The following is a 25,511-nucleotide window of genomic DNA, read 5'->3' on the forward strand; positions in this document are numbered from 1 at the left end:
CTCGCCCTCTTTCGGATTCCATCGAGTCGCAACGCCAGGAGAGACCGATGGCCCAGGCCGACCCGCCGCTGAAGCGCACGATCAAGAAGCCGCAACTCCGTCAGATGGTGCCGTTGGCCGACAGCACCATCTGGGAGATGGAGCAGCGCGGCCAGTTCCCACGGCGGTTCCTGTTGACGCCGCGCTGCGTCGTCTGGGACCTGGCCGAGGTCGAGGCCTGGCTGGCCCTTCGCCGGGCCAAGCCGATCCGTCGGGCGCCACCGCCCGACGTCCGCAAGCGGGTCAGCCGACCGGTCAGAGCCGCGGATCGAAACGAGGACCGGCCGTCTCCGGGATGACGAGTACGGGCGTGAACGCTCGCCCCGCCTCCCAGGCGTCCACGGCGTTTGACCACTCCTGGGCCATGTGTCGGCGCTGAGCCTCGAACTCGGCCTTGTTGTAGACCCCGCGAGAGGACCGCTCCTCGTGGGCGAGGCATTTCTCGATCCAGTCCGAGTTAAAGCCCATCTCGTGCAGCAGCGTGGAGGCCGTCCGCCGCAGGTCGTGAACCGTGAATGGCTCCAGCGGCAGGTCCCGCTCCCGCGACCGTTCGGCGATCGCCGTCGTCACCCGGTTGAAGGTGGCCCGCGACATCGGCGCATCGGCGTCATAGCGGGACGGCAGGATGTAGCGAGAGTTCCCGGCGCAGGTCTTCAACGCGATCAGGATGTCGAGCATCTGGGTCGAGAGGTAGACGTTATGCGGCCGCGACCGCTTCATCCGCTCCTTCGGTATCGACCAGACGGCGTTCTCGAAATCGACCTCGTCCCAGACCCCGTCCTGGAGCTCGCTCTTCCGGACCATGCTCAGCAGGATGAACTTCAGGCCGAGGCGGATCGTCGGCAGGGTCGCCACCTCCCCCAGCAGGTTCAGCGCGATCCGGATCTCCGTCGGCGATAGCGACCGGTCGCGCGGCCGGAAGGTGGCGATGGAGGCCGGCCCGACCCCGTCGGCCGGATTGTCGATCTTCTCGCCGTGCAGGATGGCGTAGGCGTAGATCTGTTTGACGATGTCGCGGACGTGGACGGCCGTCGCCGGCGCGCCCCGCTCGACGATGGTCTTGCAATGGGCGCGAAGGTCGTTGGGCGTGATCTCGTTCAGCAGCCGGTTGCGCCATTGCGGCAGGATTTCCCGGTTGAAGATGGACCGCCGCATGTTGCGGGTGCTGTCCGCCATCGGCGCATGATCCATCCACCGCTGGGCCACATGCTCGAAGCTCCGCGCCTGCTGCAGGCGCCGCTTGGCCCGCTGCTTCTCCAGCGCGGGCGAGACGCCTTCGGCGATCATCCGCTTGGCGTCGATGACCTTCTCGCGGGCCTTGGCGAGCGATAGGCCCGCCGGACCATAGGTGCCCAGGGTGACGGATTCCCGCCGCCCGTTGAAGCGGTAGTCGTACTTGAAGGCGATGCCGCCCTTGGGCGAAATCAGCAGGTACAGACCGTCCCTGTCGGTCATTTTATAAGATTTTGATTTTGGGCGAATATTTCGCAATGCGGCGTCTGTAAGCATGCCGTTTTGACTCCAAAAGACCGTCAGGCGCTTTCGAGGTCTTTCGGGATCATTTTCCTTAGCCAAATCCGTCGCTTGGCTAAAAAAAAGACCGTCAGGACCCTTTCGGCCTTCTGACGGTATGGAGCGGAGTCCGGCCGGGCAATGGCTGCGGGACCGTCAGCGGGACCGACGCAGACGAAAGCAGCCCCTCGAAAGGTATCGAGAGGCTGCGAAATCATTTATCTTATAAGACAGCGTTTTAGCGCGGCTTTCGGAAGCGCTCTGGAAAGATTCAGAAGACCCTGAATCATTCCCACTCGATGGTCCCGGGCGGCTTGGAGGTGACGTCGTAGACGACGCGGTTCACGCCGCGGACCTCGTTGATAATGCGGGTCGCGGTGCGGCCCAGCATCTCCCACGGGAACTGGTAGAAGTCGGCGGTCATGCCGTCGGTCGAGCTGACCGCACGGAGGGCCAGCACCTTCTCGTAGGTGCGGGCGTCGCCCATCACGCCGACCGTCTTGACCGGCAGCAGCACGGCGAAGGCCTGCCAGATGTCGTCGTAGAGGCCGGCCTTGCGGATTTCGTCCAGATAGATGGCGTCCGCTTGTTGCAGGGTCTCGACGGCCTCCGGCGTGATCTCGCCGGGGATGCGGATGGCCAGGCCCGGTCCGGGGAACGGGTGGCGACCGACGAAGGCCTCGGTCAGGCCCAGCTCGCGACCGAGCGCCCGGACCTCGTCCTTGAACAGCTCGCGCAGCGGCTCGACCAGCTTCAGCTTCATGTAGTCCGGCAGGCCACCGACGTTGTGGTGGCTCTTGATGACGTGGGCCTTGCCGCTGGACGACGAGACGCTCTCGATCACGTCCGGGTACAGGGTGCCCTGCGCCAGGAACTCGGCGCCCTCGATCTTGGCGGCCTCGCGATCGAAGATCTCGATGAAGACCCGGCCGATGGTCTTGCGCTTCGTCTCCGGATCCGACTGGCCGGCCAGCTCGCCAAGAAATTCCTTCGAGGCATCAACGTGGATCAGCGGGATGTTGTAGTGATCCCGGAACAGGGTCGTGACCTGTTTGGCCTCGTCCTTGCGAAGCAGCCCGGTATCCACGAACACGCAGGTCAGCTGGTCGCCGATGGCCTCGTGGATCAGCACCGCCGCGACCGAGCTATCGACGCCGCCAGACAGGCCACAGATGACCCTGGCGTCGCCGACCTGCTCGCGGATCTGGGCGATCTTCTCGTCGCGATAGGCCGCCATGGTCCAGTCGCCCTTCAGCCCGGCGATGCCGTGGGTGAAGTTCTTCAGCATCTGGTGGCCGCGCGGCGTATGCATCACCTCCGGGTGGAATTGGACGCCGTAGAAGCGGCGCGCCTCATCGGCGATGACCGCATAAGGCGAGCCCTCCGAGGTGGCGACCACCTCGAAGCCTTCCGGAATGGCGACGATCTTGTCGCCGTGGCTCATCCAGACCGTCTCGTCCTCGCCGACCGCGGCCAGCCCGGCCAGCAGGGGCGAATCCTTGCGCACGGTGATCTCGGCACGGCCGAACTCGCGATTGTGACCGCCCTCGACCTTGCCGCCCAGCTGTTCGCAGATGGTCATCTCGCCGTAGCAGATGCCCAGCACCGGCACGCCGGCCTCGAACACCGACTGCGGCGCGCGGGGGCTGCCCTCCTCGTGCACGCTTTCCGGACCGCCCGACAGAATGATCGCCGCCGGCTTCATCGCCGCCATCGCGGCCTCGGCCTTCGCGTAGGGGTGGATCTCGCAATAGACGCTCGCCTCGCGCAGGCGGCGCGCGATCAGCTGCGTCACCTGGCTGCCGAAGTCGACGATCAGGACCTTCTGGTGGGCGGCTTGAGTGGTCATGGCGTGAGCGATTCCGGGCGGGAGAAACAGGCGGGGTCTTGAAGGGTCGGAGCGGCGGGATCAAGGGCGTCCAGCCCCCTCTCCTGCAGCACGGCGACAAGCCGGTCCCACGCGTCGGCCAGACTGGCGTCGACGTGGTGCAGGGTGGAGGTCCAGTCCTCCAGCTTCGTCAGCTCCGACTTGCCATCGCTGACGCCACGCAGGGCGATCAATGGCACGCCGAAGGTCTGGGCCGAGCGCAGCAGGGCATACGTCTCCATGTCGACCATCTCGGCGTCGATCCGGTCATAGGCCGCGCCGGAGATCACATCGCCGCCCGTCGACAGCCGCGCCATCGGCACGCCGGGGATCGGGCAAGGCAGTGGGATCACCGCCGGCAGGTTCAGCAGCGGCGTGACGCCCTTCTCGAAGCCCAGCGGACTGGCATCCATGTCGCGATAGCCGACCGACGAAGCCTGACAGACCGCCGCATGCTCCAGATCGCGCGAGCCGCACGAGCCCAGTGACACGATTGCGTCGGGCAGCTCGCCCGCCGCCTCCAGCCGGGCGAGCGCCGCGGTCAGCGAAACGGCGGCCTCGACCGGGCCGATGCCCGTCATCAGGGGCTGGATGCGCGCCCGCAGCGCCGCGCCGTACTCGGCGGGCGCAGCCATGACGCACAGGACGGAAGTCGGGCCGCAGCGGTACAGGGTCACGCCCCCGCTCACGCCGCCCTCTCGTAGACGGCGACGAAGAAGCCGTCGGTGCCGGTGCAGGCCGGCGACAGGCGCAAGCGGTGTCCGTCGGCCTTCGCCGCCAGTTCGGTGCGCGCCGCGTCGGTCAGGCCGCTGTCGCCCAGCGCCTGCGCGATCGCCACCGGCGTAAAATCGGAGTGCGTCGCCTCGAAGGCGTCCACGCTGGCCTCGTTCTCGCGGCTCAGCATCGAACAGGTCACATAGACCAGACGCCCGCCCGGCTTCACCAGCTGGGACGCCTGCCCGAGGATGCGGACCTGCAGCAGGTGCAGGCGCTCGACCTCTTCGGCCGTCAGACGCCACGCGTCCTCCGGCCGGCGACGCCAGGTGCCCGAACCGCTGCACGGCGCATCGACGAAGACCAGATCGGCCTGTCCGTTCAGGTCCTCGACCCCGCCGCCGTTCTGGCCGATCAGGCACAGGTCAGCCGCCACGCCCGCCCGGGTCAGGCGCGGACGGATGTTGTCCAGACGCTTCTGCACCACATCACAGGCCACCAGCGTGCCCTGCGCCTGCATCGCCTGCGCGAGCGCCAGCGTCTTGCCACCGCCGCCAGCGCAATAGTCGACCGTGGTCATGCCCGGCGCCGCGCCAGCCAGCCACGACACGATCTGGCTGCCCTCGTCCTGGATCTCGATATGGCCGGCCTTGAAGGCCTCCAGCGCCTGCACATTCGGCGGCGGCTCGCTGGCCAGACGCAGGCCATAGGCCGAGTACGGCGTCGGCTCCGGCGACAGGCCGGCCTCGTGCAGCGCCGCCTCCGCGTCGGCGACCGTGGTGAGCAGGGCGTTCACCCGCAGATCGATCGGCGCGCGCGGCGCCATCAGTTCGCGCGCTTCCTCTGTCCAGCGCTCGCCGAAGGTCGTCTTGAAATCCTCGACCGCGAACTCGGGCAGGCCGGCGGAGACCCAGCCCGGCAGATCGCCCTCGCCGGCGGTGATCCGGGCCCTTTCCTGCTTCGACAGCGGACGCGGGCCGTAGCCCTCGCCCGAGTGCAGGGCCTCGATCTCTTCCAGCGGCAGGGCGTCGATCAGGCTCAGCGAGCCGATCACCAGCGCCCGGCCGTCCTCGCGCCCGCCCATAGCCCAGACCAGACGTCCGCGGGCGCGCAGCACCTTGTAGACCCGGTCCGCAATGGCCCGACGGTCCTTGGAGCCGGCATAGCGGTTCGCCGCGCCCCACGCCTTCAGGACAGCCTCGGCCGGCTGGCGTCCCTGGGCGATGGAGTCCAGGACGGAAGCGGCGGCGGCGAGACGGGCGGCTGGGGTCAACTCGAAACTTTCAGACGAACAGGGCGGCGATGATCATCAGCAGGCCGGCGAGGCCGACCAGCCAGACCAGCGAGCGGATGTAGGGCACGCCGAAGGCGTAAAGCGGGACGTAGATCAGTCGGGCGAAGAAATAGAGGTGCGTACCCCAGAAGGTCAGCACGCCGAACTTGCCCTCGATGCTGGCGATGACGACCGCGCCGATGAAGATCGGCAGGGTCTCGAACAGATTGGCCTGGGCGCGGATCAGACGACCGGCCAGCTTGCCCGGCGGCTGGTTTTCGCCGTCGCGCGGACCGGCGTTCCACTTCGCCCCCAGCTCGGCGGTGCGGGCCATGCCCGCCGCACCGATCTGGATAATGGCGAGGACAAGTGTGAACGCTACCAGAATGAATTCAGGCGACATATCCATGACTTGCCCTCCCCGGCTCAGCCCTGACGATAGTTGGGCGCTTCCCGCGTGATCATCACGTCATGGACGTGGCTCTCACGCAGGCCGGCGCCGGTGATGCGCACGAAGCGGGCGCGTTCCTGCAGTTCCGGAATGGTCGCGGCGCCGACGTAGCCCATGGCCGCACGCAGACCGCCCACCATCTGGTGCAGCACCGGCGAGATCGGGCCCTTGTACGGCGTCTGGCCCTCGATGCCCTCGGGCACCAGCTTCTGGGTCTCGACCTCTTTCTGGAAGTAGCGATCCGCCGAGCCCGCACCCATGGCGCCCACCGAACCCATGCCGCGGTACGACTTGTAGGACCGGCCCTGGTACAGGAAGACCTCGCCGGGGCTTTCGTCGGTGCCCGCGAACATCGAGCCCATCATGGCCACGCTGGCGCCTGCGGCGATCGCCTTGGCCAGATCGCCCGAGTATTTGATCCCGCCGTCGGCGATAACCGGCGCGCCGCTTTCGCGGGCGGCCCGGACGGCCTCCATGATGGCGGTCAGTTGGGGCACGCCCACACCCGCGACGATGCGGGTGGTGCAGATCGACCCCGGCCCGATGCCGACCTTCACCGCGTCGGCGCCGGCGTCGATCAGGGCGCGTGCAGCGTCATAGGTCGCGATATTGCCGGCGATGATCTGCAGGCGGTTGTTCTCGCGCTTGATGCGCTCGACGACCTTGGCGACCTGGGCGGAGTGGCCGTGGGCGGTGTCGATCACCACCACGTCCGCGCCGGCGTCGGCCAAGGCCATGGCCCGCTCGAAGCCGGCATCCCCGACCGTCGAGGCCGCTCCGACCAGCAGACGCCCCTGCTCGTCCTTGGCCGCGTTCGGGAAGGCCTGCGCCTTCTCGATGTCCTTCATAGTGACCAGGCCGACCGCGCGGTAATCCTCGTCGACGACGATGACGCGTTCGATCTTGCGGGTTCGCAGCAGCTCACGCGCCGCATCCCGGCCTGCGCCTTCGCGCATCGTGACCAGATCACCCGTGGTCATCAGCTCGGCGGCCTTGCGGTTCAGGTCACTTTCGAACCGCATGTCCCGGTTGGTCAGCATGCCGACCAGCTTGCCGGTCGCCGGGTCCACGACGGGGAAGCCGCTGATCTTGCGGGCGGCGACGATCTGGCGAACCTCGCCGAGCGTCGTTTCGGGGGTCACCGTCACCGGATTGACCACCATGCCGCTTTCGTAGCGCTTCACCTGCCGGACGTGATCGGCCTGCTCCTCGATGGACAGGTTCCGGTGCAGCACGCCCAGACCGCCGGCCTGGGCCATGGCGATGGCGAGCCGCGCCTCGGTGACCGTATCCATCGCCGACGAGGTCAGCGGGATGTTCAGCTTGATGTCGCGGGTGAGCTTCGTCGAGACATCCGCATCCGCGGGCATGATCTCTGACGGGCCGGGTTCCAGCAAAACATCGTCGAAGGTGAGCCCTTCGCGTATCTCCATGAGGAGTCTCCGTTTTGCGGGCCGCGTATAACCGCAGCCGGGGCGGAACCGCAAGGGGCTGGGCGTCGCTATCGGACTGATAAGAAAAATTGCCTTGCGTCGCGAGGCTTTGCACCCAATCTGGCGAGAATGGTTCGCATCTTGCTCACCACGGCCCGCCAGCTCGCGTTGAAGATCGCGAGCTATGGCGTGATGCACCTGGTGGTGGCCATCCTGGTCGCCTTCGCCATCACGCGCGACTGGCGCATGGCGTTGGCGGTCGGCATCGTCGAGCCCTTCTTCCAGACCATTGCCTATTCGATCCACGACCGCGTCTGGCACCGGATCGAACGGCGCCGGATGCTGTCCGGCGTCGAGGAGGCGTCCGAGGCTTTCACCGCCCGCCTCGGCATGATGACGCCCGAGGAGCAGACCCGCGCCCATGGCGCCGCCTGCCACCACGGCCACAGCCACGCCCTGCCCCGCTCATTCAGGCAGATCGCGGCCAAGACGGTCACCTACGGCCTGATGCACTTCACCGTCGCGGTCGCCGTCGCCTACGCCCTGACCGGAAACATCCGCACGGCCTTGGCCATCGGCATCATCGAGCCGCTGGTGCAGACGGTGTTCTTCACCGTCCACGACCGCGTCTGGACCCGCATCGAGGCCCGCAAGGCCGAGCGCCGCGCCGCCAAGCTGGCCGAGGCCTGACGCCCGCTCAGGGCCTCAGATAGCCGTAGTCGTTGCAGCCGGGCCGGTCGTCGCTGGGCCGGTTCTCGCCATCACGGCATATCAGCGGCGCCAGGCTGGCGCGTCCGGCGTCGCGTCGGACCTCCCACACCACCCGGTCGTCTCGCACGCCAAGCAGGCCGACATCGGCGACATTGTCCGCGCCATTGCCCAGACGGACCGCGATCACGGCGAAGCCCGGATCGACCGCGTCGCGATAGACCCGCACGCCCCGGCGACGCCCGACGAAGGCCTCCGCCCCGCCCGGTAGCACCGAACCCGGCTCCACCGAGTCCAGCAGCGCCCCGCCCTCGCGATCCGCCCGGCTCTCCTCGGCCTTCTGGAACGGTACGAAGGGCAGCACCGTCAGCCCGACCATGGCCCAGATGACATCCATGCCGACATCGCTCTGCGGCTGGGCTCGTTCGGGAAGCTGGACGCAGTTGCTGGTCACCGAAAGGTCGGCCGGCGCTGCCGGCAGTCTTTCCAGTACGCGCGCGCCATCCGAAAGCGGCAGCCGCCCCATCTCGACCGTCATCACGGATTGAGGCCGGGGCCCGAGGACAAAGGCTTGCGTCGACTCCCGCGTCGCCGGCCGGCCGTCCGATGGACGGCGAGGGACAGGCGTCTCCGGGTGCACCGCGATCAGCCGATTGTTTTCGAACACAAACCAGCCGCGGCCGCGTCGCATCAGCTCGGAGCGCGGATTGGCGTCCGGCTCGCCCGCCAGCGGAACTTCCGGGAACCCGGTCACGCAGACGCCACCCTGCGGCCACGCCCGCTGGAACCGCACAGCCGGATAAAGGGTCAGGGACCGGTCGCCGTCGCGCATCCGGATGACGTCGTCGTCCGCTACAACGTCCGCGGCCCCGATGCGGGCCGCCACCTCGGCCGGCGTTGCGCCGATCAGTTCGGAGACCGGCACGCGTACCGGAGGCAAGGCCACGGCTTGCGGCGTGGTTGCCTGAAGGACGCCAGCGATGGCCAGCGCCGCGACGCTCATCGCTTGTTCAGCGCGACGAGGAAGACTTCCGCGCTGTCCTTACGGCTCGAGGCCGGCTTGACGTATTTCACCGTTTCGAACTCCTCGCGCAGCCGGGCCAGCACGCCGCCAGCGTCCCCGCCCTGGAAATTCTTGGAGACGAAATTTCCGCCCGGCCGCAGCGTCCGGATCGCGAAATCGGCGGCGATCTCGATCAGGGCGATGATCTTCAGGTGGTCGGTCTGGCGATGGCCGACCGTGTTGTGCGCCATGTCAGACAGCACCAAATCCGGCTGCCCTCCCAACAGATCCATCATCTGCTCGGCCACGCCGGGATGGGTGAAGTCGGCCTGGATCAGCTCCGCGCCCGGGATCGGCTCGATCATCAGCAGGTCCACGCCCACCACCGCCTTGGCCCCGCGATCCAGCGCCACCTGCACCCAGCCGCCCGGCGCGGCGCCAAGGTCGATGACCCGGCTGCCTGGCTTGATCAGGCGGAAGCGGTCGTCAATCTCGATCAGCTTGAACGCCGCCCGGCTGCGCCAGCCCTCGGCGCGCGCCTTCTCGGACCATTTGTCCGACAGCTGCCGTTTGATCCACTGCTGGCTGGACATCGACTTGGTGTCCGCCGTCTTCATCTTGGTCCCCATGCCACGCCCGGCCGCCGTCCCGCCGGAGGGCGGACGGACCATGCGGCGGCGTTCGGGCTTGGGCTCTTCGTCGGACATGGACAGGGCTATGCCATCCCGACGCCCGCGTGGGTAGACTGATGAGGTTCAGGAGCCACGCGCATGACTTACGATCTCTTCTCAACCCCGGCCGGCGAAGCGCCGAAGCAAGCGACGATCGAGCGTCTGTTCTTCGGCCTGATGCTGCCCGAGACGCCTGCCCAGGCCGCCGTCGAGGTTCTGGAAGAATCCCGGCGCGAACAAGGCCTGCGAGGCCAGCCGATCCGCAAGGACCGGCTGCACATCACCCTGATCCATATCGGCGACTACGAGAACGCCCTGCCGCAACGGATCGTCGATGAGGCCCTCAACGCGGGCGCAAGCCTCGCCCTGCCCGCTTTCGATGTCATCTTCGATCGTGAGACCAGCTTCTCGGGCGCGCCCGGCCGGTATCCACACATTCTCTCGGGCGCGGAGGGTCTCGACGCCCTGAAGGCCTTCCGCTCGGAACTTCTGAAGGCCGTCATCCGCCACGGCGTGAAGCCCCTGTCGCGACAGGACTTCAACCCGCATGTGACCCTGTCCTACGCCGACCGACGTCTGCCGGAACGCCCCATCCCGCCGATCGGCTGGCGGCCGGAGGAGTTCGTTCTGATCCACAGCGAGGTGGGTCGGTCGATCTATCACACCCTCGGCCGCTGGCCCCTGCGCTGAACCCGAAGGCCAGCGCAGGCTTCCGGCGTCAGACCCCCGGGGCGGTCGGCTCTTCCAGATCGGCAGGAACCGACGCATCGGTCTCGCCGCGCGACACGACGGTGGCCAGCACCAGATCGCCGGTGACGTTCAGCGTCGTGCGGCACATATCCAGGAAGCGGTCGACGCCAAGGATCAGACCGATGCCCTCGGCCGGCACGCCGACCATGACCAGGATCATCGCGACCACCGGCAGCGAGCCCGCAGGCACGCCGGCGGTGCCGACACCGCCGAGGATGCAGACCAGCATGACGATGATCTGCTGGGTGAACGACAGCTCGATGTTGAAGAACTGCGCCAGGAACAGGACGGTCACGCCCTCGAACAGCGCCGTGCCGTTCTGGTTGGCGGTGGCGCCGACGGTCAGGACGAAGCGGGCGATCTTGCGCGGCAGGCCCAGTTGCTCATCGGCGGCGCGCAGCGACACCGGCAGCGAGGCGTTGGACGAGGCGGTCGAGAAGGCGACCACCATCGGCTCGCGCACGCCGCGGAAGAACTTGATCGGGTTCATGCCGCCCGCCAGCCAGACGACCAGCGGATAGACGACGAACATGTGGATCGCCATGGCCCCGACGGCGACGCCGACATAGGCGGCCAGACGCACCAGCAAGTCCCAGCCGAACAGGGCGGCGAGGTTGAACATCAGGCAGGCGATCGCATACGGAGCCAGCTTGATGACGGTGTTGATGAGCTTCATCGTCACCTCGAGGATGCCCTCGATGGTCGTCTGAAGCTGATCCGTGGCGCGGCTCTTCGCCATCACCAAACCCACGCCGAAGAACAGGGCGAAGATCATCACCGGCAGGATCTGGTTCTCGGCGGCTGCGGTGAACACATTCGACGGGATCAGGTCGAGGAAGAACTGGCCGAACTGCACGCTCTCGGGCGCATTGCCGACGATGGCGTTGGCGCCCTCTGCGCCCTGGGCCAGCAGTCGCGCGGCCAGTTCGGGATCAACGCCGTCGCCGGGACGGAAGATGTTGACCATGGCCAGACCGATCACGACGGCGATGCCCGACACCACGATGGTCAGCAGCAGGGTCTTGATGCCCGCGCGGCCCAGCGACTTCAGGTCGCCCATCTCGGCCACGCCGACGACGAGCGCCGAGAACAGCAGCGGGATCACCAGCATGAACAGCAGGCGCAGGAAGATCTGACCGGCGGGCCCGGTGACGTTCTCTGTCAGCCAGACGACCCAGGCCGTCTCGGGCCCGATCAGCAGATTGACGGCCATGCCGCCGGCCAGACCGACGATGAAGCCGATCAGCATCATCCAGTGAAGCGGCAGCCCGCGTTTGGTGGTGGTGGTGTCCATTCGTCCCCCGCCCTGCTCCCTGCAGGCGTCGTTATCGGATCGGCAGGGCGTAGATCAGGCCGCCCGGCCGAGCATTCCATTGTGCGTTAAGGCCACGCGCCAGGTCGAGAGGGGAATCCGGACCGATGTTCCGGGAGAAGATTTCCCCATAGTTTCCCTCGGCCTTGATCGCGTTCCTCATCCAGTTTCTGGACAGCCCCAGCATTTCGCCGAGCTCACCCTCGGCGCCCAGAAGGCGACGGACGCGCGGATCACGCGATTCACCGACCATGCTGTCGACGTTCTCCCGCGTGACGCCCAGCTCCTCGGCGAGAACCAGGCCGTTCAGCGTCCAGCGGACCACCGAAGTCCAGGCTTCGTCCCCCCGCTTCACCGCCGGGCCGAGCGGCTCCTTGGAGATCACGTCGGGCAGGATTGTGTGCTGTTCCGGGTTCGACAGCAGGGTCCGCGCCGCGGCAAGGGCGGAGATGTCGGCGCTGAAGGCGTCGCAGTCCTCACGCGCATAGGCCTCGCGCGCAGCCTCCTCGTTCGCTGTGACGACCGGGCGGTACTCGATGCCGCGGGCGCGGAACCAGTCGGCGACGTTCAGCTCGGACGTCGAGGCGCGCTGGACGCAGATGCGGGCGCCGTTGAGCTCGGCCGCGCTGGCCAGATCCAGCGAGCGGCGGACGAGGAAACCCTGCCCGTCGTAGTAGTTCACCCCGGCGAAACGGACGCCTTCCTGCGCCTCACGCGACAGGGTCCAGGAGGTGGTGCGCCACAGTACGTCGACCCGGCCGCTCCGCAGGGCGTCGAAACGCTGGCTGCTGGTCAGGGGCACGAACCGCACGGCATCGGCGTTGCCGAGCACGGCAGCGGCCAGCGCCTTGCAGAAGTCGACATCGAAGCCGCGCCACTGGCCGCGGTTATCGGTGTAGGCGAAGCCGACCAGGCCCTCGTGCACACCGCAGTTCAGGCGGCCGCGGCGCTTGATGGCCTGGAGGGTCGGGCTGGTGAACTCGGGCGCGGCGACGGCTTCCTGCGCTTCCTGGGTCGCCTGATCGTCGGCCGGCGCCTCGCCGCGACCGCAGGCGGCCGCCAGCAACCCCATCGACAGGGCCAGCCCCGTGGCCGTCAGCCTGATCCAGTCCGTCCGTCGTGCCCGCATGCCGCCTCGCCTGTGCCCGCTTGCGCCCCGGCCCGTTTAGAGGCCTTTGGGGCGTGATCCGCAACCCCGGGACCGACCGAATGACCGATCCAGCCGACAGAACCCGCCTGATCGCCGGCGCGACGCGCCGCGGACGCGGTCGTCGGCCGGTCTCGCCGCCGATCGAACGCGCGTCCACGATATTGAACGACGCGCCGGGCGACATGCGCAACGAGCGGCTGGGGCCGGTGTACGGGATCGAGGACCTGTCCGCCGCAACGGAGCTGCGCCGGGCGATCGCCGATCTGGAGCGGGCGGCGGACGCCTGGCTGGTCCCGTCGGGGCTGGCCGCTGTGACCGTGCCGCTGACGGCCCTTCTCCGTCCGGGCGACGAGGTGCTGACCACGGACGCCGCCTATGGTCCGACCCGCCGGTTCCTGAAGCGCCATCTCGGGGCGCGAGGCGTAATGACGACCTTCCATTCGCCGGACGCCTCGACCGGTGAGATCCTCGCCGCCCTGACGGCCCGCACGCGCGTGCTGTTGATCGAATCGCCGGGCTCGCTGACGTTCGAGATGGTCGATGTCGCCGCCCTCGCCGCAGCCTGCCGCGAGCGGGGCGTCATCACGATCATGGACAATACCTGGGCGGCGGGTCTGGCCTTCCGCCCGCTGGAGCATGGCGTCGATGTCAGCGTGCAGGCCCTGACCAAGTATGCCGGCGGCCACTCCGATCTGCTGATGGGCTCGATCGCCGCGACCGACCCCATGCTGCGCCGGGAGATCGCCGACACCATCGAGGATCTGGGCTGGCGGGTATCGCCCGACGACGCCTGGCTGGCGCTACGCGGCCTTCGCACCCTGTCCCTGCGCTATGCCGAGCAGGCGCGCTCGGCGCAGATCGTCACCGACTGGTTGCAGCAACAGCCTGAGGTCTCCCGCGTGATGTGGCCCGCCCTGCCCGGCGATCGGGCGCATGCGCTCTGGAACCGCGACTACACCGGCGCCGCCTCCTTGTTCGGGGTCGTGATGAAGGGTGGAGATGAAGCTGCGGCCCATGCCTTCATGTCGGCCCTGACGCTGTTCGGGCTCGGCTACTCCTGGGGCGGGTTCGAGAGCCTGATTACCCACGAGAACGGGCAGATTTCGATGCGCAACCGGCCGCCGCAGATCGAAGGTCAACTGCTGCGGCTGCATGTTGGGCTGGAAGATCCGGCCGACCTGATCGCGGATCTGGAAGCAGGCCTTGAAGCGTGGCGGGCCCCTAGCTGAGTTTCGCCCGGGCGGTTTTCAGCTTCGACTTCAACGCCTCCCGCGTTTTCGTCTGGGTCCGCTCCAACACAGCCGCCTCCTTGTCCAGCGCCGTGCGACGGTCCGCCAGTTCCTCGCGCTCGGTCGTCTGGGTTTGATCGAGCGCATCCAGTTCGCGTTCCAGCGCCTCGACGCGCTTTCGATCTCCGACGTCGCTCTTCGACTTCGGTGTCGCGGACGCCTTGGTGACCTTGCCGACATCGACAGACAGACCACGCTCGATCAACTCGCCGGGAGACTTGAGGGCCTCCTCACGATCCGGGCCGCTATCGATCTCCTTCGCCGAGCCGTCCTTGAAGAGGTCGCGCTTCACGCCGAAGGCCTCCAGCGCCTTGATCCGTGAAGAGGCGGCGACCGTCCAGACGTGGAAGCCGTCGGAATAGGAGAAGGTTTTCAGCGCACGGGCCATGACGCGCGAACGTCCGGCTTCGGCTCCGGTTCAGCCCGTCAGGCGCTTGAGGAAGGCCGGCGGCTTGTAGCTGGAGCGATTGACGACCACGCCGGCGATCTTGCCGCCCACGGCCTCGATCTCGTCGCGCAGGATCAGCGGATCGCCCGGCGCGGTGCTTTCGGCCGCGACGACAAGAACGGTGGCATCGACGAACGGCGCCAGCGTGATGGCCGTGTCGCTGCGGTCGGTCGAGGGCGAGTCGATCACCACCGTGTCGGCATGGCGGCGCAGGGAGTCCCAGTAGCGGGCATCGGCGACCACCTCGGCGCGCTGGCCAGAGCGCAGGTTCTCGGTCGTGAACCGCGTCACCCAGAGGCGTCCGCCAAGGCAGGGCCGGGCGCTGATCAGGCGGGCCGGGTGCACCGGCTTGCCCTCGCGATCCATGACGCGCGGCGTCACCGCGAAGAAGATCGAGCCGTCGGGCGTCGCCATCGCGGCCTTGCCGATGCGGCCGAAGCGATCCGGCGCGGCGGCGATCTGTTCGGCCTGCCCCTGCTGGGCCAGATCGGCGTCGACCAGCCAGACCGGGCGACGGGCGCGGACAGCCGCAAGACGGGCGTACTCGCGCGCGACCGTCGAGGATCCCTCGCCCGAGTTGGCCGAGACGACCTGGATCACGCGCCCGCGGTGAGCCGGCGCCGGTCCCAGCGCCGCCCAGAGAGCGGCCATTTCGGAAGTGAGATCGACCATCGAATCGTCAGATGCGGACAACAGGCCCGCAGGCTATCACGCCTCGGGTCCCGTGCGGGGTCATCGGGCCTTCACCGGAGCGACGGCCAGCACCGGCAGGTCGAGCGTCCGGCCTGTCGACTCCGGCGTGGTGAACCCACGGCGGGTGAATATCCGCAGAAGGCCGACGCACAGGGCGGTGAAGCCGGCGAACAGGAAGACGGCGGCCAGCAAAGGCATCTTCAGGCTGGAGCCGCGCGTGGGCGCCTCGGCCCGGGCGATGACGCGGACGTTGTCGGCGCCGGCGGCGACCAGGGCGCTGTCGGCGCGGGACTGGCTCTCGCGCTGCTGGAAGTCGCGCACCGCGGCGCTGAGGTTATCGCGGTTGCCCATCAGGGTGGCGTTTGTCGATTCCAGTCGGGTCAGGTCGGCCTGGCGGGAGCGCAACTGGTTCAACTGGCCTTCCAGAACCGCCAGACGCGCGCCGAGAGCGTCGCGATCGGCGGCGGCGTTGATCCGCGTCGTCTCGATCTCGGTGAAGATGGTGCTGGGGCCGGTGCGGACCTCCTTGGGGCCGACTGTCGTGCCGGTGGCCACATAGGCCTGCAGGCCGGCGATCCGCTCATCGATGTCGCGAACGGGCTGGGAGTCCTCGGTGTAACGGGCGAGCAGGTTCTCGCGCTCGGTCCGCAGTTGCAGAATCTGGTCCTGCGCCGAAATGTTCAGATCCTGCTGCAGCACCACCTCGGCGGGCTGCCGAGCCAGCTGGGCCTCCAGCGTCGCCAGACGCTGGCTGGCCTGATTGAGTTGCGCGCGGACCGACAGGGCGTCGGCGAAGACTGTCTGATAAGTCGCCGCCAACGTCGCCTTGGCCGTCGCGAAGTCGCCGATATTGTTGGACTGCAGGAAGGCCTCATAGGCCTCGTCCGCCGAGGTCAGCTCGCTCTCGAACGCCTCGCGCTGGTCGGCGAAGGCCTGGCTGCCCTGTCCGCGGAACACGGCGCGGCGCTGGATCAGGTACTGGTCGACCACGGCGTTCAGGATCAGGGCGGCACGCTCGGCGTCGTCGGACTTGAAGGCCACCGAGATGATGGCGCTGCCCGGGGTGACCCCGACGCCCAGGCCACCGTCCAGAACCTTCAGTGCCGCGACCTCGCGCTCGGCTGGCGTTCCCTTGGCTGTCGGGCCGAGGATGCGGTCCGCGCCGAGTGCGGCGACGGTGCGGCGCTTGACCTCGAGGCTGCCGAGGATCGCGGCCTCCGACTGGGCGACGGCATCGGCTTCGAGCGGCTGGCCCGAGCGATCCGTCGGGATCGCGCCGACGCGCGGCTGATAGACATACTCCTGACCCACGCCCGCGTAGACCGTCGAGGTCGCGGTGTAGCTGCGCTTCAACGTCAGCACGGCCGCCGTACCGATCGCGAAGATCACGAGGAAGATCACGATCATCAGCAGCAGTTCACGGAACAGCAGGCCGATGACGTCGGCGATCCCGTAGCGCGGGCGGACTGTCGTGTAGGCCGTAGCGCGCATGCGGGGCGGACTGATTCCATCAAACGGGACTGTTGGGTGTCAGCCTTCGCTTACCCGCGTTAACCATGGGTTACCCATAAGCGTAACAACCTGCGTCCAACGCCGCTTCGGGAACGATTCCGTCATGTCCATCGACCGCCGTCTCATGCTGCTGGGCCTCATCGGCGCAAGCGGAGCCATGGCGTCCGGCTGCGGTGGCGGCCTCATGGGCGAGGACTCGCGGATTCCCCCGCCCTCGCAGGCCAGCGCGGGGCGCGTGCAGTCGACCGACCGCACCTCATTCCCCGAGATCGGATTTGCGACCTGGACGGATATGGAGCCGGAGTACGTCCTGTATCCAGGCGACGAGATCGAGATCGCCACGCCGACCGCGGCGGAGCTGACGCGCACCCAGAGGATCGGCCCGGACGGCCGGATTTCCCTTCCGCTGGTTGGCCAGATCATGGCCGCGGATCGAACCATCGCCGAACTGGAGGCAGACGCCTCGAGCGCCTATGCCAGTCAGTTGAGGCGTCCGGTCGTGGAAGTGACGCTGAAGACCGCGGGGCCGATCCGGGTCTGGGTGGGCGGCGAAGTGCGCACGCCCGGCATGATCGAGATGAATGGCGATCTGGACGCCTATCAGGCCATCATCCAGGCCGGCGACTTCCTTCCGACCGCCAGACAGGGCGAGGTGGCGCTTATCCGCCGCGGGCCCGGCGGCGTCCGGATGATGAGAGCGGCCGATCTCAGGCCGCGCCGCGGCGAGGTCATCGCCCTGCGGCGAGGAGACATCATCTTCGTGCCGCGTTCGACGCTGGGCGAGGTAGCGAACTTCGTCACCCAGTTCCGCAACGCCCTGCCCGTCGGCTTCACCTACGCCCTCGGCGGGCAGTATCAGAACTTCTAGGGCGCTATCGCTCGCCGCGCGACGGCTCGCTGCTTGAGCGCGAGCTTATGCAGCGAGGCGAACTACGCCCGCATCGATCCAGTGGCGCGCGGCCTTCTGGGCCTCGGCGATTTCCTCGCGGTCCATCTCCTGGCTCATCTCGCGGCGGTAGACGCGCGCTTCCATGGAGCCCTTCAGGGCGGCCAGATTGAAAATCATGTGGGCCGAGACGCGGTCCATCGGGCAGCCGCCCTGACCGGTCGAGTACATCATGCCCAGACGGAACAGGTCGTCCCCGTTCATGTCGACGGTCGGCAGCGGCAGAGCCTCTTCGACCAGGTTCGGCGCGATTTCTTGCGCGTTCATTCTCGTATCTCCCGGGCCCCTCGCCGTTCTAGCGTCGCCCTCTGACACGAATGAAATACCCGCGGTTTGAAGGTAAGATTAACAACGGAGGCCCGGAACAGCCGATTTCACGCTTTCGGACGAGAATAATCGCGGCCGTAAAGACCTCTGAAATCTCTCCGAAATCTCCGGTTTACCCACCCTAACGAAGAGTTGCGCGAACCTTCCCGCAAGGTTACCGGGCGCGCTGTCCGAACAGCACCTTGCGTGCGTCCTCGGCCGCCTTGCCCGAGGCGGCGAGGTTCCTGCGCAGGTCGTCGCCCAGCGCCCTTCCCCGCTGCACGGCCGGCCGTTCGCCGACGCGGGCCATCCACGCCTTGAGGTGCGGGAACTCGTCCAGCGACTGGCCCTGCAGCTCCGGGAGGATCCATGGCCAGGCCGCCATGTCGGCGATGGAGTAATCGCCAGCGAGGAAATCCCGATCCGCCAGCCTCCGGTTCAGCACGCCGTACAGCCGGTGGGTCTCGTTGGTGTAGCGGTTCACGCCATAGGCCAACTGGCGCTGATCCTTCACGATGGCCGGCGCGTATTGACGGAAGTGGTGGGTCTGGCCCGCCATGGGCCCGAGTCCGCCGACCTGCCAGAACAGCCACTGGTCCACCTCGGCCTTGCCGCGCGGGTCCTGCGGATAGAACTGGCCCGACTTCACGCCGAGATACTGAAGGATCGCGCCGGACTCGAAGATCGACAGGGGCTGGCCGTCGGGACCATCCGGATCGACGATGGCCGGCATGCGGCCGTTCGGGCTGATGGCCTGAAAGGCCGGATCGAACTGCTCACCCGCGCCGATGTTCACCGGCTTCATCTCATAGGGCAGGCCCATCTCCTCCAGCGCGATGGAGACCTTCCAGCCGTTGGGCGTGGGCCAGTACCAGAGTTCGATCGGACGGGTCATGTCGGCTCCTGCAACGCTGGTTCCGACATGGGCGCGGGCGCGCAGGGGCGCAACCGCCAAAGCTGACAGAGATGTTCAGCGGCAGTTCATGCGGCGAGGCAGACCTTCGCCTCATGATTAACGGGACCGCCCCGACTTTCCGTCGCCGGCCCGAAGCAGGAGATGGATCATGAACCGCTTCATCAAGGCCGCGATCATCGGGGTGGCGCTTACGGCCACCGCCGCGCCGATCGCCGCCCAGGCGCAGGATCGCGGCGACCGCCGCGAGTGGCGCCAGGATCGCCGGGACGACCGCCGCGACCATCGCGAGGATCGGCGCGACGACCGTCGGGATTTCCGCAACGAACGTCGCGATGATCGGCGCGACTGGCGTCAGGGCGACTACGATAGCCGCCGCGACTATCGTCAGGACCGCCGGGATGATCGCCGCGACTTCCGTAATGAGCGCCGCGACGACCGCCGGGACTTCCGCAACGAACGTCGGGATGACCGTCGCGACTGGAACAACGGCCGCTGGGATCGCAACAATCGCGACTGGTGGCGCGGCCGCAGCGACTTCCGTGACTATCGCGGCGCCCGCAGCGGCTACTGGTACGCGCCGAGCTACGGCTATTACCGGGTCGAACCGCGCTATTACGGCTATCGCTGGCAGCGCGGCGGATACCTGCCCGCCGCCTATCGCAACTACTATGTCCGTGACCCCTATGTGTACGGCCTGCGCGAAGCGCCTCGCGGCTATCGCTACGTCCACGCCGGCAATGACATCGTCATGATCGCCATCGCCACCGGCCTGATCGCCAGCGTGATGTCGGGCGTCTTCTAGAGCCGGACGCCGAACTTCAGAGACGCCCTGCAGATCCCGGTCTGCAGGGCGCTTTTGCATTCAGGGACGACGCCGTTCGTTCAGTCACGGTTCATCGACGTGGAGCGAACCTTGCATCAAGCCGTCTGACAGGGGCGTGCGGGGACAATAACGAGAATGAAGCGCTCTTTCATGGTGGCGGTCGCGGTTACGACATTCGTCGTGCCAGCCGTCTCTCCACTTGCGGCGGTCGCCCAGGACCGCGGCCAACGGCGCGGAGCCGCCGAGCAGAACGGCGGCGAGGAACGCATGATGCGATCCATGCCGCAGGCCGCGCCTCCACAGGCGCGACCGGAACAACCGCGCCCCGCTCGTCCGGAGCGGTCCGAGCGGTCGGAAACCCAGCAGCAGCGACCGCCACGGGAATCCCGCCCCGAACGCCCGAGCCGCCCTGAGGGCGGTTGGGATCGCGATCGAGGCCAGTCCGGCGAACGCCCCGATCGCGGCGCCAGACCGGATCGTCCCGACGGCGACCGGAATCGCGACCGCGGCCAGCCGAGGCCCGACACGCCGCGTCAGGATCGCCCGGATCGTCCGCGTGGCGATGGCGAGCGGAACCGCGACCGCGATGGTGGCTGGAACCGTCCGGGGCAACCCGATCGCCCGGGCCAGCCGGGCCGTCCCGACCGTCCCGGCCAGCCGAACCGTCCGGACCGCCCGAACGGCGACTGGAACCGCGATCGCGACCAGAACCGCGACCGGGGCGACTGGAACCGCGATCGGGACCGCAACGGCGGCTGGAACCGTGGACGCGACCGCGATCGCGACCGTCAGGAGTTCCGTCGTCGTTTCAATGGCGACCAGTGGCGGCGCGACTGGCAGCGCCGCAACACCTCCGGCTGGTGGCGGAACGACCGTCGCTGGCGCGGGTACAGCGGCGTCCGGATCGGCTTCTATTTCGCGCCGGGCTACGGCTACTACAGCGTGCCGCGGAACTATTGGAACCAGCGCTGGTACGCGGGCGACTTCCTGCCCTCGATCTTCTGGCGCTACCGACTGGACGACTGGCGCACCTACGGCCTCGGCTATCCGCCCGAGGGCACGCGCTGGGTGCTGGTCGACAACCACATCTACCTGATCGACGAGTACGACGGATACATCATCGACGTGATCTACGACGCCTGGCGCTGGTAGATCATCCGAGCACTGAGGAAACGTCGTCCGACCCGCGTCGGGCGGCGTTTTTCGTTACGAAACCGAGGTTGCGGCGAAGGTCGCGACGGGTCAGAACCGTCCGATGACCGACGCCGCGATCACCGACAGCACGACCGGCGAGGAGGTCCCCTCCTCCCGCGCCCCGCAGTTCAGGCTGTCCGAAGAGCTGATGGCCTCGCCCGAGCGGTTCTTCAACCGCGAAACCTCATGGCTGGCCTTCAACGGCCGGGTGCTGGAGGAAGCCGCCAACCCCGCGCATCCTTTGCTGGAGCGCCTGCGCTTCCTGTCGATCTCGGCCAACAATCTGGACGAGTTCTTCATGACCCGCGTGGCCGGCATCAAGGGCCAGGTGCGCGAGCGGGTCCGCGTGGTGTCGCCCGACGGGCTGACGCCGCTGGAGGCGCTGGAGAAGGTCAACGTCGCCGCCAATGTCCTGATGACCGAGCAGCAGCGCCGCTGGCGCAAGCTGAAGCGTGAGCTGGCGGTCGCAGGCATCGAGGTCGTCGACGCCCAGCGGATCACCAAGACCGAACGGGACCGGCTGGAGCCGGAATTCCTGAACCAGCTGTTCGCGGTTCTGACGCCGATGGCGATCGACCCGGCGCACCCCTTCCCCTTCCTGCCCAACCTCGGCTTCTCGCTGGCGCTGAAGCTGAAGCGGCGGTCGGACAACCGCACCCTTTACGCCCTCGTGCCGGTGCCGACGCAGGTGAAGCGGTTCTGGCCTCTGGCGACCGACGGGCGCTCGACGCCGGGGCGCAAACGATACGTCACGCTGGAGAGCCTGCTGATGCTCTTCATCGACCACCTGTTCCCCGGCTGCGAGGTGCTGGAGCGCGGCGTCTTCCGCCTGATCCGCGACAGCGACATCGAAATCGAGGAAGAGGCCGAGGATCTGGTGATGGAGTTCGAGGAGGCGCTGAAGCAGCGACGCCTCGGTTCGGTGGTGCGCATCAAGATCGAGGCGTCCATGCCGGACGACCTGCGTATCTTCATCACGGACCAGCTGGACGCCGCACCGCAGGACATCGTTCTGGTCGATGGCATGCTGGGCCTGGCCCAGGTCGCTGAACTGATCCCCGGCGGACATCCCGACCTGAAGTTCACCGGCTACGAACCGCGCTATCCGGAGCGGGTGCGCGACAACGGCGGCGACATCTTCGCGGCGGTCCGCGAGAAGGACATGCTGATCCACCACCCGTTCGAGAGCTTCGACGTGGTGGTTCAGTTCCTGCGTCAGGCCGCGCGCGATCCCAACGTCATCGCCATCAAGCAGACCCTGTACCGGACCTCCAAGGACAGCCCGATCGTGGCCGCCCTGATCGAGGCGGCCGAAAACGGCAAGAACGTCACCGCACTGGTCGAGCTGAAGGCCCGCTTTGACGAGGAAGCCAATCTGAAGTGGGCCCGCGCGATGGAGCGCGCCGGCGTCCACGTCGTCTTCGGCTTCGTCGAATGGAAGACCCACGCCAAGGTCAGCGTCGTGGTCCGGCGCGAGGGCGACGGGCTGAAGACCTACTGCCACTTCGGCACCGGCAACTATCACCCGGTCACCGCCAAGGTTTACACCGACCTGAGCCTGTTCACCTGCGATCCACGGCTGGCTCGCGATGCGACACGGGTCTTCAACTACATCACCGGCTATGCCGAGCCCGACGAACTCGAAAGCCTGATCGTCTCGCCGATGAACATGAAGTCGACGCTGATCGACCTCATCGGCAAGGAGATGGCCGCCGCCGCCCAGGGCAAGCCGGCGGCGATCTGGGTGAAGATGAATGCGCTCGTCGACCCGGAGATCATCGACGCCCTGTATCGCGCCAGCCAATGGGGCGTGCGCATCGAACTGGTCATTCGCGGCATCTGCTGCCTGCGGCCGGGCGTCGAAGGGCTGAGCGAGAACATCCGGGTCAAGTCGATCGTCGGCCGGTTCCTGGAGCACAGCCGGATCATAGCCTTCGCCAATGGACGCGACCTGCCGAACGACAAGGCGAAGCTGTTCATCTCGTCCGCCGACTGGATGCCGCGCAACCTGAACCGTCGGGTGGAGTTGATGACCCCGGTGCTGAACGCCACGGTTCACGATCAGGTGCTGGACCAGATCATGCTCGCCAACCTCAAGGACGATGCCCAAAGCTGGGTGCTGGACGCCGACGGCGTCTACCACCGTGTCGCGCCGGTCGATCCGGAGCGGCCGTTCTCGGCGCACAAATACTTCATGACCAACCCCAGCCTTTCGGGCCGCGGCCGCAAGGTGAAGACCCTTCCAGGCCACCTCACCTACCGCCCGGAGCGTAAGAAGCGCTGATGCCCGAGGCCCTGCTGTCGGCCATCGGCGCCCCGCGCGACGTGGCCGCGATCGATATCGGCTCCAACTCGGTCCGTCTGGTGCTGTACCGGCTGGAAGGGCGGGCGATCTGGACGGTATTCAACGAGAAGGTTCTGGCCGGCCTCGGCCGCGATCTGGCCGCCACCGGACGCCTGTCCGTCGAAGGCGCGGCGCAGGCCCTGACCGCGCTGAAACGCTTCGCCGCCGTGATCGAGGGCGTCCAGCCCGCCCACGTTTTCGTCGCCGCCACCGCTGCCGTGCGCGAGGCCGAGGACGGCCCCTCGTTTTGCGACACCGTCGCCGCCGAGACCGGGTTGAAAGTCCGGGTTCTGTCCGGCGAGGAAGAGGCGCGATACGCAGCGCTGGGCGTTCTGGCAGGCATTCCTCATGCCGAAGGCGTGACCGCCGACCTTGGCGGTTCCAGCCTCGAACTGGTGCGCATGGAGAACGGTCAGGTCGGCACGGGCATCACCCTGCCGCTGGGCCCGTTTGCCCTCGCCGACGGGAAGGCTTTCGACGCCGGAAAGCGTCGCGACGAGATCGCGCGCCGTCTGAAGCCCGCCGGCAACTACCAGACGGATACTCTCTACGCGGTCGGCGGCGCATGGCGCACCCTGGCGCAGGTCCACATGGATGTGTCCGGCTACCCGCTGCACATCGTCCATCAGTACGCGATGAACGCCGACGAGGCGCGCGACGTCGCCCGGCTGGTCGCCCGGCAGTCAAAGGCCTCGCTGGAGAAATGGCCGGGCCTGTCGAAGAAGCGGGCCGAGACCCTGCCCCACGCCGCGCTCGTGCTTGAGGGCCTGATCGAACGGCTGGGGCTCAAGACCATTGTTCTCTCGGCCTGGGGCGTACGCGAGGGCCTGCTGTTCGAGGCGCTGGACGACGACGTCGCCTCGGTCGATCCCCTGCTGGCGGGGTCGTCGGCGCTGGGCGCGCGGCAAGGCATCTCCCCCACCCTGCCCGGCGCGCTTCGGGCGTGGATCGAGCCGCTCATGGCCGCCCTGCCGACCGGCTTCGATGCGAAGCGCGACGGCGAACTGGCCGACGCCCTGTGCCGCCTCGCCGACCTCGGCGCGCGTCTTCATCCCGACCACCGCGTCGAACTGGCTTTCGATCAGGTGCTGCGAGCGCCCGTGCCGGGCCAGACCCACGCCGAGCGCGCCTTCCTCGCCACGGCCATCAACGCCCGCTACGGCGGCCCCTCGGCCACGCCAGAGCCGGATACGATCGTCCGCCTGCTGAACGAGGAACAACGGCAGGCGGCGCGGGCGCTCGGCCTCGCGATCCGCCTCGCCTGCGACCTCTCCGGCCGCTCGGCGCAGTTGCTGGTCAACGCCCGCGCGACGGTAAGGGGCGATTTGCTGTCGCTAACCGCCTCGGACGGCTATGCAGACGTGCTTCTGGGCGAACAGACCCGCCGCCGGGCCAAGGCGCTCGCGGACGCCGCGGGCCTGAAGCTGCAGATCGACGGAAGGGACTGAGCCTCAGTCGAACGCACCGCCGGTCTCGGCGTCGATACGCTCGAGAATGCGATCGAAGAACCGGTCGTCGACCATCTGCTGGTGTTCGACCCGCATGGCCTCGCACCGCCGGGTCCAGTCCTCCTCGGACAGTCCGGCGCAGGTCGCATCCGTCGAGCCGGGCCAACCGGATTCGAGGAACGCGATCTGGGCCTGTCGAACCTCTGCGGGGGACGGGACCAGATCCGGATGCTCCGACAGCTGGAAGATCATCGGGCTCACGCGGTGGAACATGTTCTCCGACCAGTCCCAGACCGGTCCCGGCCCGCTGTCGTCGGCGAGGAACAGCCAGAACAGCGGACCGAATGCCGGGTTCACCCGCGGCTGGACGACCGCGAGGTTGAAGAATTTGGCCAGTGAAATTTCCCAGACCGCCCGACGCTGGAAGCCGCCGAGGAGCGAGGCCCATGCTCTCGACAGCTGGCCCACATCCTCCAGCTGATACTCACCGGCATAGATGTCGACTTCATCCTCTTCGGGGGGCACGACTCCTGAAGGATTGCCCGGATCGCCGGCGAAGACGAACCCTCGCGCGCGATCCACCCGGAACAGCGAACCGTGCCAGAGGAAGCTGTTGGACGCGCCGTTGACCAACGCGGCCTCCCATCCGGCCCGTGCTTCATCCAGGGACCGGAACATGGCTTCGCGGAGGCGAACGACGCGGGCCTGT

The 25,511-nt window shown here is 67.7% G+C and carries 25 protein-coding genes; 9 read left to right on the plus strand and 16 right to left on the minus strand.

Annotated features, from left to right (window positions below):
* Window positions 1–47 precede the first annotated feature (47 nt).
* Window positions 48–338 (plus strand): helix-turn-helix transcriptional regulator, encoded by a 291-nt coding sequence (locus ABDZ95_RS11345; RefSeq protein WP_343793776.1) that lies wholly within the window; start codon window positions 48–50, stop codon window positions 336–338.
* Here the strand turns inward: ABDZ95_RS11345 and ABDZ95_RS11350 are convergent.
* The 6 genes from ABDZ95_RS11350 to guaB all read right to left on the minus strand — a co-directional run bounded on the left by ABDZ95_RS11350 (window position 295) and on the right by guaB (window position 7,289).
* Window positions 295–1,548 (minus strand): tyrosine-type recombinase/integrase, encoded by a 1,254-nt coding sequence (locus ABDZ95_RS11350; protein WP_343793778.1) that lies wholly within the window; start codon window positions 1,546–1,548, stop codon window positions 295–297. The genes ABDZ95_RS11345 and ABDZ95_RS11350 overlap by 44 nt on opposite strands.
* Before the next feature lie 289 nt (window positions 1,549–1,837).
* Window positions 1,838–3,400: a glutamine-hydrolyzing GMP synthase gene (guaA, locus tag ABDZ95_RS11355; protein WP_343793780.1), complete on the minus strand. Its 1,563-nt coding sequence runs from the start codon at window positions 3,398–3,400 to the stop codon at window positions 1,838–1,840.
* A complete protein-coding gene (locus tag ABDZ95_RS11360) occupies window positions 3,397–4,107 on the minus strand; it encodes a 5'-methylthioadenosine/S-adenosylhomocysteine nucleosidase (protein WP_343793783.1) in 711 nt (236 codons plus the stop codon). Before ABDZ95_RS11360 ends, guaA begins: the two co-directional genes overlap by 4 nt.
* A complete protein-coding gene (locus ABDZ95_RS11365) occupies window positions 4,104–5,405 on the minus strand; it encodes an RsmB/NOP family class I SAM-dependent RNA methyltransferase (RefSeq protein ID WP_343793785.1) in 1,302 nt (433 codons plus the stop codon). The genes ABDZ95_RS11360 and ABDZ95_RS11365 overlap by 4 nt, the downstream gene beginning before the upstream one ends.
* A gap of 10 nt (window positions 5,406–5,415) precedes the next feature.
* Window positions 5,416–5,814 carry an MAPEG family protein gene (locus ABDZ95_RS11370; RefSeq protein ID WP_343793788.1) on the minus strand — a complete coding sequence of 133 codons (399 nt, stop codon included), beginning with the start codon at window positions 5,812–5,814 and terminating at the stop codon, window positions 5,416–5,418.
* A gap of 17 nt (window positions 5,815–5,831) precedes the next feature.
* Window positions 5,832–7,289 carry an IMP dehydrogenase gene (gene guaB, locus ABDZ95_RS11375; RefSeq protein ID WP_343793790.1) on the minus strand — a complete coding sequence of 486 codons (1,458 nt, stop codon included), beginning with the start codon at window positions 7,287–7,289 and terminating at the stop codon, window positions 5,832–5,834.
* Between the two features lie 129 nt (window positions 7,290–7,418).
* Here guaB and ABDZ95_RS11380 point away from each other — a divergent pair, with 129 nt between their 5' ends.
* Window positions 7,419–7,979 carry a DUF2061 domain-containing protein gene (locus ABDZ95_RS11380; protein ID WP_343793792.1) on the plus strand — a complete coding sequence of 187 codons (561 nt, stop codon included), beginning with the start codon at window positions 7,419–7,421 and terminating at the stop codon, window positions 7,977–7,979.
* A gap of 7 nt (window positions 7,980–7,986) precedes the next feature.
* Here the strand turns inward: ABDZ95_RS11380 and ABDZ95_RS11385 are convergent, their stop codons facing one another.
* Together ABDZ95_RS11385 and ABDZ95_RS11390 are read right to left on the minus strand one after the other, a co-directional pair.
* Window positions 7,987–9,000 (minus strand): hypothetical protein, encoded by a 1,014-nt coding sequence (locus ABDZ95_RS11385; RefSeq protein WP_343793794.1) that lies wholly within the window; start codon window positions 8,998–9,000, stop codon window positions 7,987–7,989.
* Window positions 8,997–9,707, minus strand: coding sequence for an RlmE family RNA methyltransferase (locus ABDZ95_RS11390; RefSeq protein WP_343793796.1), 711 nt, complete (start codon window positions 9,705–9,707; stop codon window positions 8,997–8,999). Before ABDZ95_RS11390 ends, ABDZ95_RS11385 begins: the two co-directional genes overlap by 4 nt.
* 63 nt (window positions 9,708–9,770) lie before the next feature.
* Here ABDZ95_RS11390 and ABDZ95_RS11395 point away from each other — a divergent pair, with 63 nt between their 5' ends.
* Window positions 9,771–10,361: a 2'-5' RNA ligase family protein gene (locus ABDZ95_RS11395; RefSeq protein ID WP_343793798.1), complete on the plus strand. Its 591-nt coding sequence runs from the start codon at window positions 9,771–9,773 to the stop codon at window positions 10,359–10,361.
* Window positions 10,362–10,389: 28 nt separating this feature from the next.
* On the opposite strand, the gene ABDZ95_RS11400 is transcribed toward ABDZ95_RS11395, so the two are convergent.
* Together ABDZ95_RS11400 and ABDZ95_RS11405 are read right to left on the minus strand one after the other, a co-directional pair.
* Complete coding sequence (locus tag ABDZ95_RS11400) at window positions 10,390–11,715, minus strand: dicarboxylate/amino acid:cation symporter (protein WP_343793801.1); 1,326 nt, start codon at window positions 11,713–11,715, stop codon at window positions 10,390–10,392.
* 31 nt (window positions 11,716–11,746) lie between these two features.
* The gene (locus ABDZ95_RS11405) at window positions 11,747–12,862 is read right to left on the minus strand and encodes an amino acid ABC transporter substrate-binding protein (RefSeq protein ID WP_343793803.1); all 1,116 of its coding nucleotides are present in this window, start codon (window positions 12,860–12,862) and stop codon (window positions 11,747–11,749) included.
* Window positions 12,863–12,942: 80 nt separating this feature from the next.
* Here ABDZ95_RS11405 and metC point away from each other — a divergent pair, with 80 nt between their 5' ends.
* Window positions 12,943–14,112 carry a cystathionine beta-lyase gene (gene metC / locus ABDZ95_RS11410; protein ID WP_343793805.1) on the plus strand — a complete coding sequence of 390 codons (1,170 nt, stop codon included), beginning with the start codon at window positions 12,943–12,945 and terminating at the stop codon, window positions 14,110–14,112.
* Here metC and ABDZ95_RS11415 read toward each other — a convergent pair.
* Genes ABDZ95_RS11415 through ABDZ95_RS11425 form a run of 3 tightly spaced genes read right to left on the minus strand, consistent with a single transcriptional unit; the run spans window position 14,105 to window position 16,804 of the window.
* Entirely contained in the window at window positions 14,105–14,560 is a 456-nt protein-coding gene (locus ABDZ95_RS11415) for a hypothetical protein (protein ID WP_343793807.1), read from the minus strand. The genes metC and ABDZ95_RS11415 overlap by 8 nt on opposite strands.
* A gap of 30 nt (window positions 14,561–14,590) precedes the next feature.
* Window positions 14,591–15,292: a P-loop NTPase family protein gene (locus ABDZ95_RS11420; protein ID WP_343793809.1), complete on the minus strand. Its 702-nt coding sequence runs from the start codon at window positions 15,290–15,292 to the stop codon at window positions 14,591–14,593.
* Window positions 15,293–15,352: 60 nt separating this feature from the next.
* Window positions 15,353–16,804, minus strand: coding sequence for a GumC family protein (locus ABDZ95_RS11425; protein ID WP_343793811.1), 1,452 nt, complete (start codon window positions 16,802–16,804; stop codon window positions 15,353–15,355).
* Window positions 16,805–16,928: 124 nt separating this feature from the next.
* Here ABDZ95_RS11425 and ABDZ95_RS11430 point away from each other — a divergent pair, with 124 nt between their 5' ends.
* Window positions 16,929–17,693, plus strand: coding sequence for a polysaccharide biosynthesis/export family protein (locus ABDZ95_RS11430; RefSeq protein ID WP_343793813.1), 765 nt, complete (start codon window positions 16,929–16,931; stop codon window positions 17,691–17,693).
* Window positions 17,694–17,738: 45 nt separating this feature from the next.
* On the opposite strand, the gene ABDZ95_RS11435 is transcribed toward ABDZ95_RS11430, so the two are convergent.
* A complete protein-coding gene (locus ABDZ95_RS11435; protein ID WP_343793815.1) occupies window positions 17,739–18,038 on the minus strand; it encodes a sel1 repeat family protein in 300 nt (99 codons plus the stop codon).
* Between the two features lie 214 nt (window positions 18,039–18,252).
* Entirely contained in the window at window positions 18,253–18,972 is a 720-nt protein-coding gene (locus tag ABDZ95_RS11440) for a glutathione S-transferase N-terminal domain-containing protein (RefSeq protein ID WP_343793817.1), read from the minus strand.
* Between the two features lie 169 nt (window positions 18,973–19,141).
* On the opposite strand from ABDZ95_RS11440, the gene ABDZ95_RS11445 reads away from it, so the two are divergent.
* The 4 genes from ABDZ95_RS11445 (at window position 19,142) to ABDZ95_RS11460 (ending at window position 24,802) form a co-directional block, all read left to right on the plus strand.
* Window positions 19,142–19,795, plus strand: a complete 654-nt coding sequence (locus tag ABDZ95_RS11445) for an RcnB family protein (RefSeq protein WP_343793819.1) — start codon at window positions 19,142–19,144, stop codon at window positions 19,793–19,795.
* A gap of 156 nt (window positions 19,796–19,951) precedes the next feature.
* Complete coding sequence (locus ABDZ95_RS11450; RefSeq protein ID WP_343793821.1) at window positions 19,952–20,968, plus strand: RcnB family protein; 1,017 nt, start codon at window positions 19,952–19,954, stop codon at window positions 20,966–20,968.
* A 103-nt stretch (window positions 20,969–21,071) separates the two neighbouring features.
* Window positions 21,072–23,294, plus strand: coding sequence for an RNA degradosome polyphosphate kinase (locus ABDZ95_RS11455; RefSeq protein WP_343793823.1), 2,223 nt, complete (start codon window positions 21,072–21,074; stop codon window positions 23,292–23,294).
* Window positions 23,294–24,802 carry a Ppx/GppA phosphatase family protein gene (locus ABDZ95_RS11460; protein WP_343793825.1) on the plus strand — a complete coding sequence of 503 codons (1,509 nt, stop codon included), beginning with the start codon at window positions 23,294–23,296 and terminating at the stop codon, window positions 24,800–24,802. Before ABDZ95_RS11455 ends, ABDZ95_RS11460 begins: the two co-directional genes overlap by 1 nt.
* A 3-nt stretch (window positions 24,803–24,805) precedes the next feature.
* Here ABDZ95_RS11460 and ABDZ95_RS11465 read toward each other — a convergent pair whose 3' ends face one another.
* Window positions 24,806–25,480, minus strand: coding sequence for a hypothetical protein (locus tag ABDZ95_RS11465; RefSeq protein WP_343793827.1), 675 nt, complete (start codon window positions 25,478–25,480; stop codon window positions 24,806–24,808).
* Window positions 25,481–25,511: the final 31 nt, after the last annotated feature.

The sequence above is a fragment of the Brevundimonas kwangchunensis genome, assembly GCF_039523815.1.
In the GTDB taxonomy this organism is placed as follows: Bacteria; Pseudomonadota; Alphaproteobacteria; order Caulobacterales; family Caulobacteraceae; genus Brevundimonas; species Brevundimonas kwangchunensis.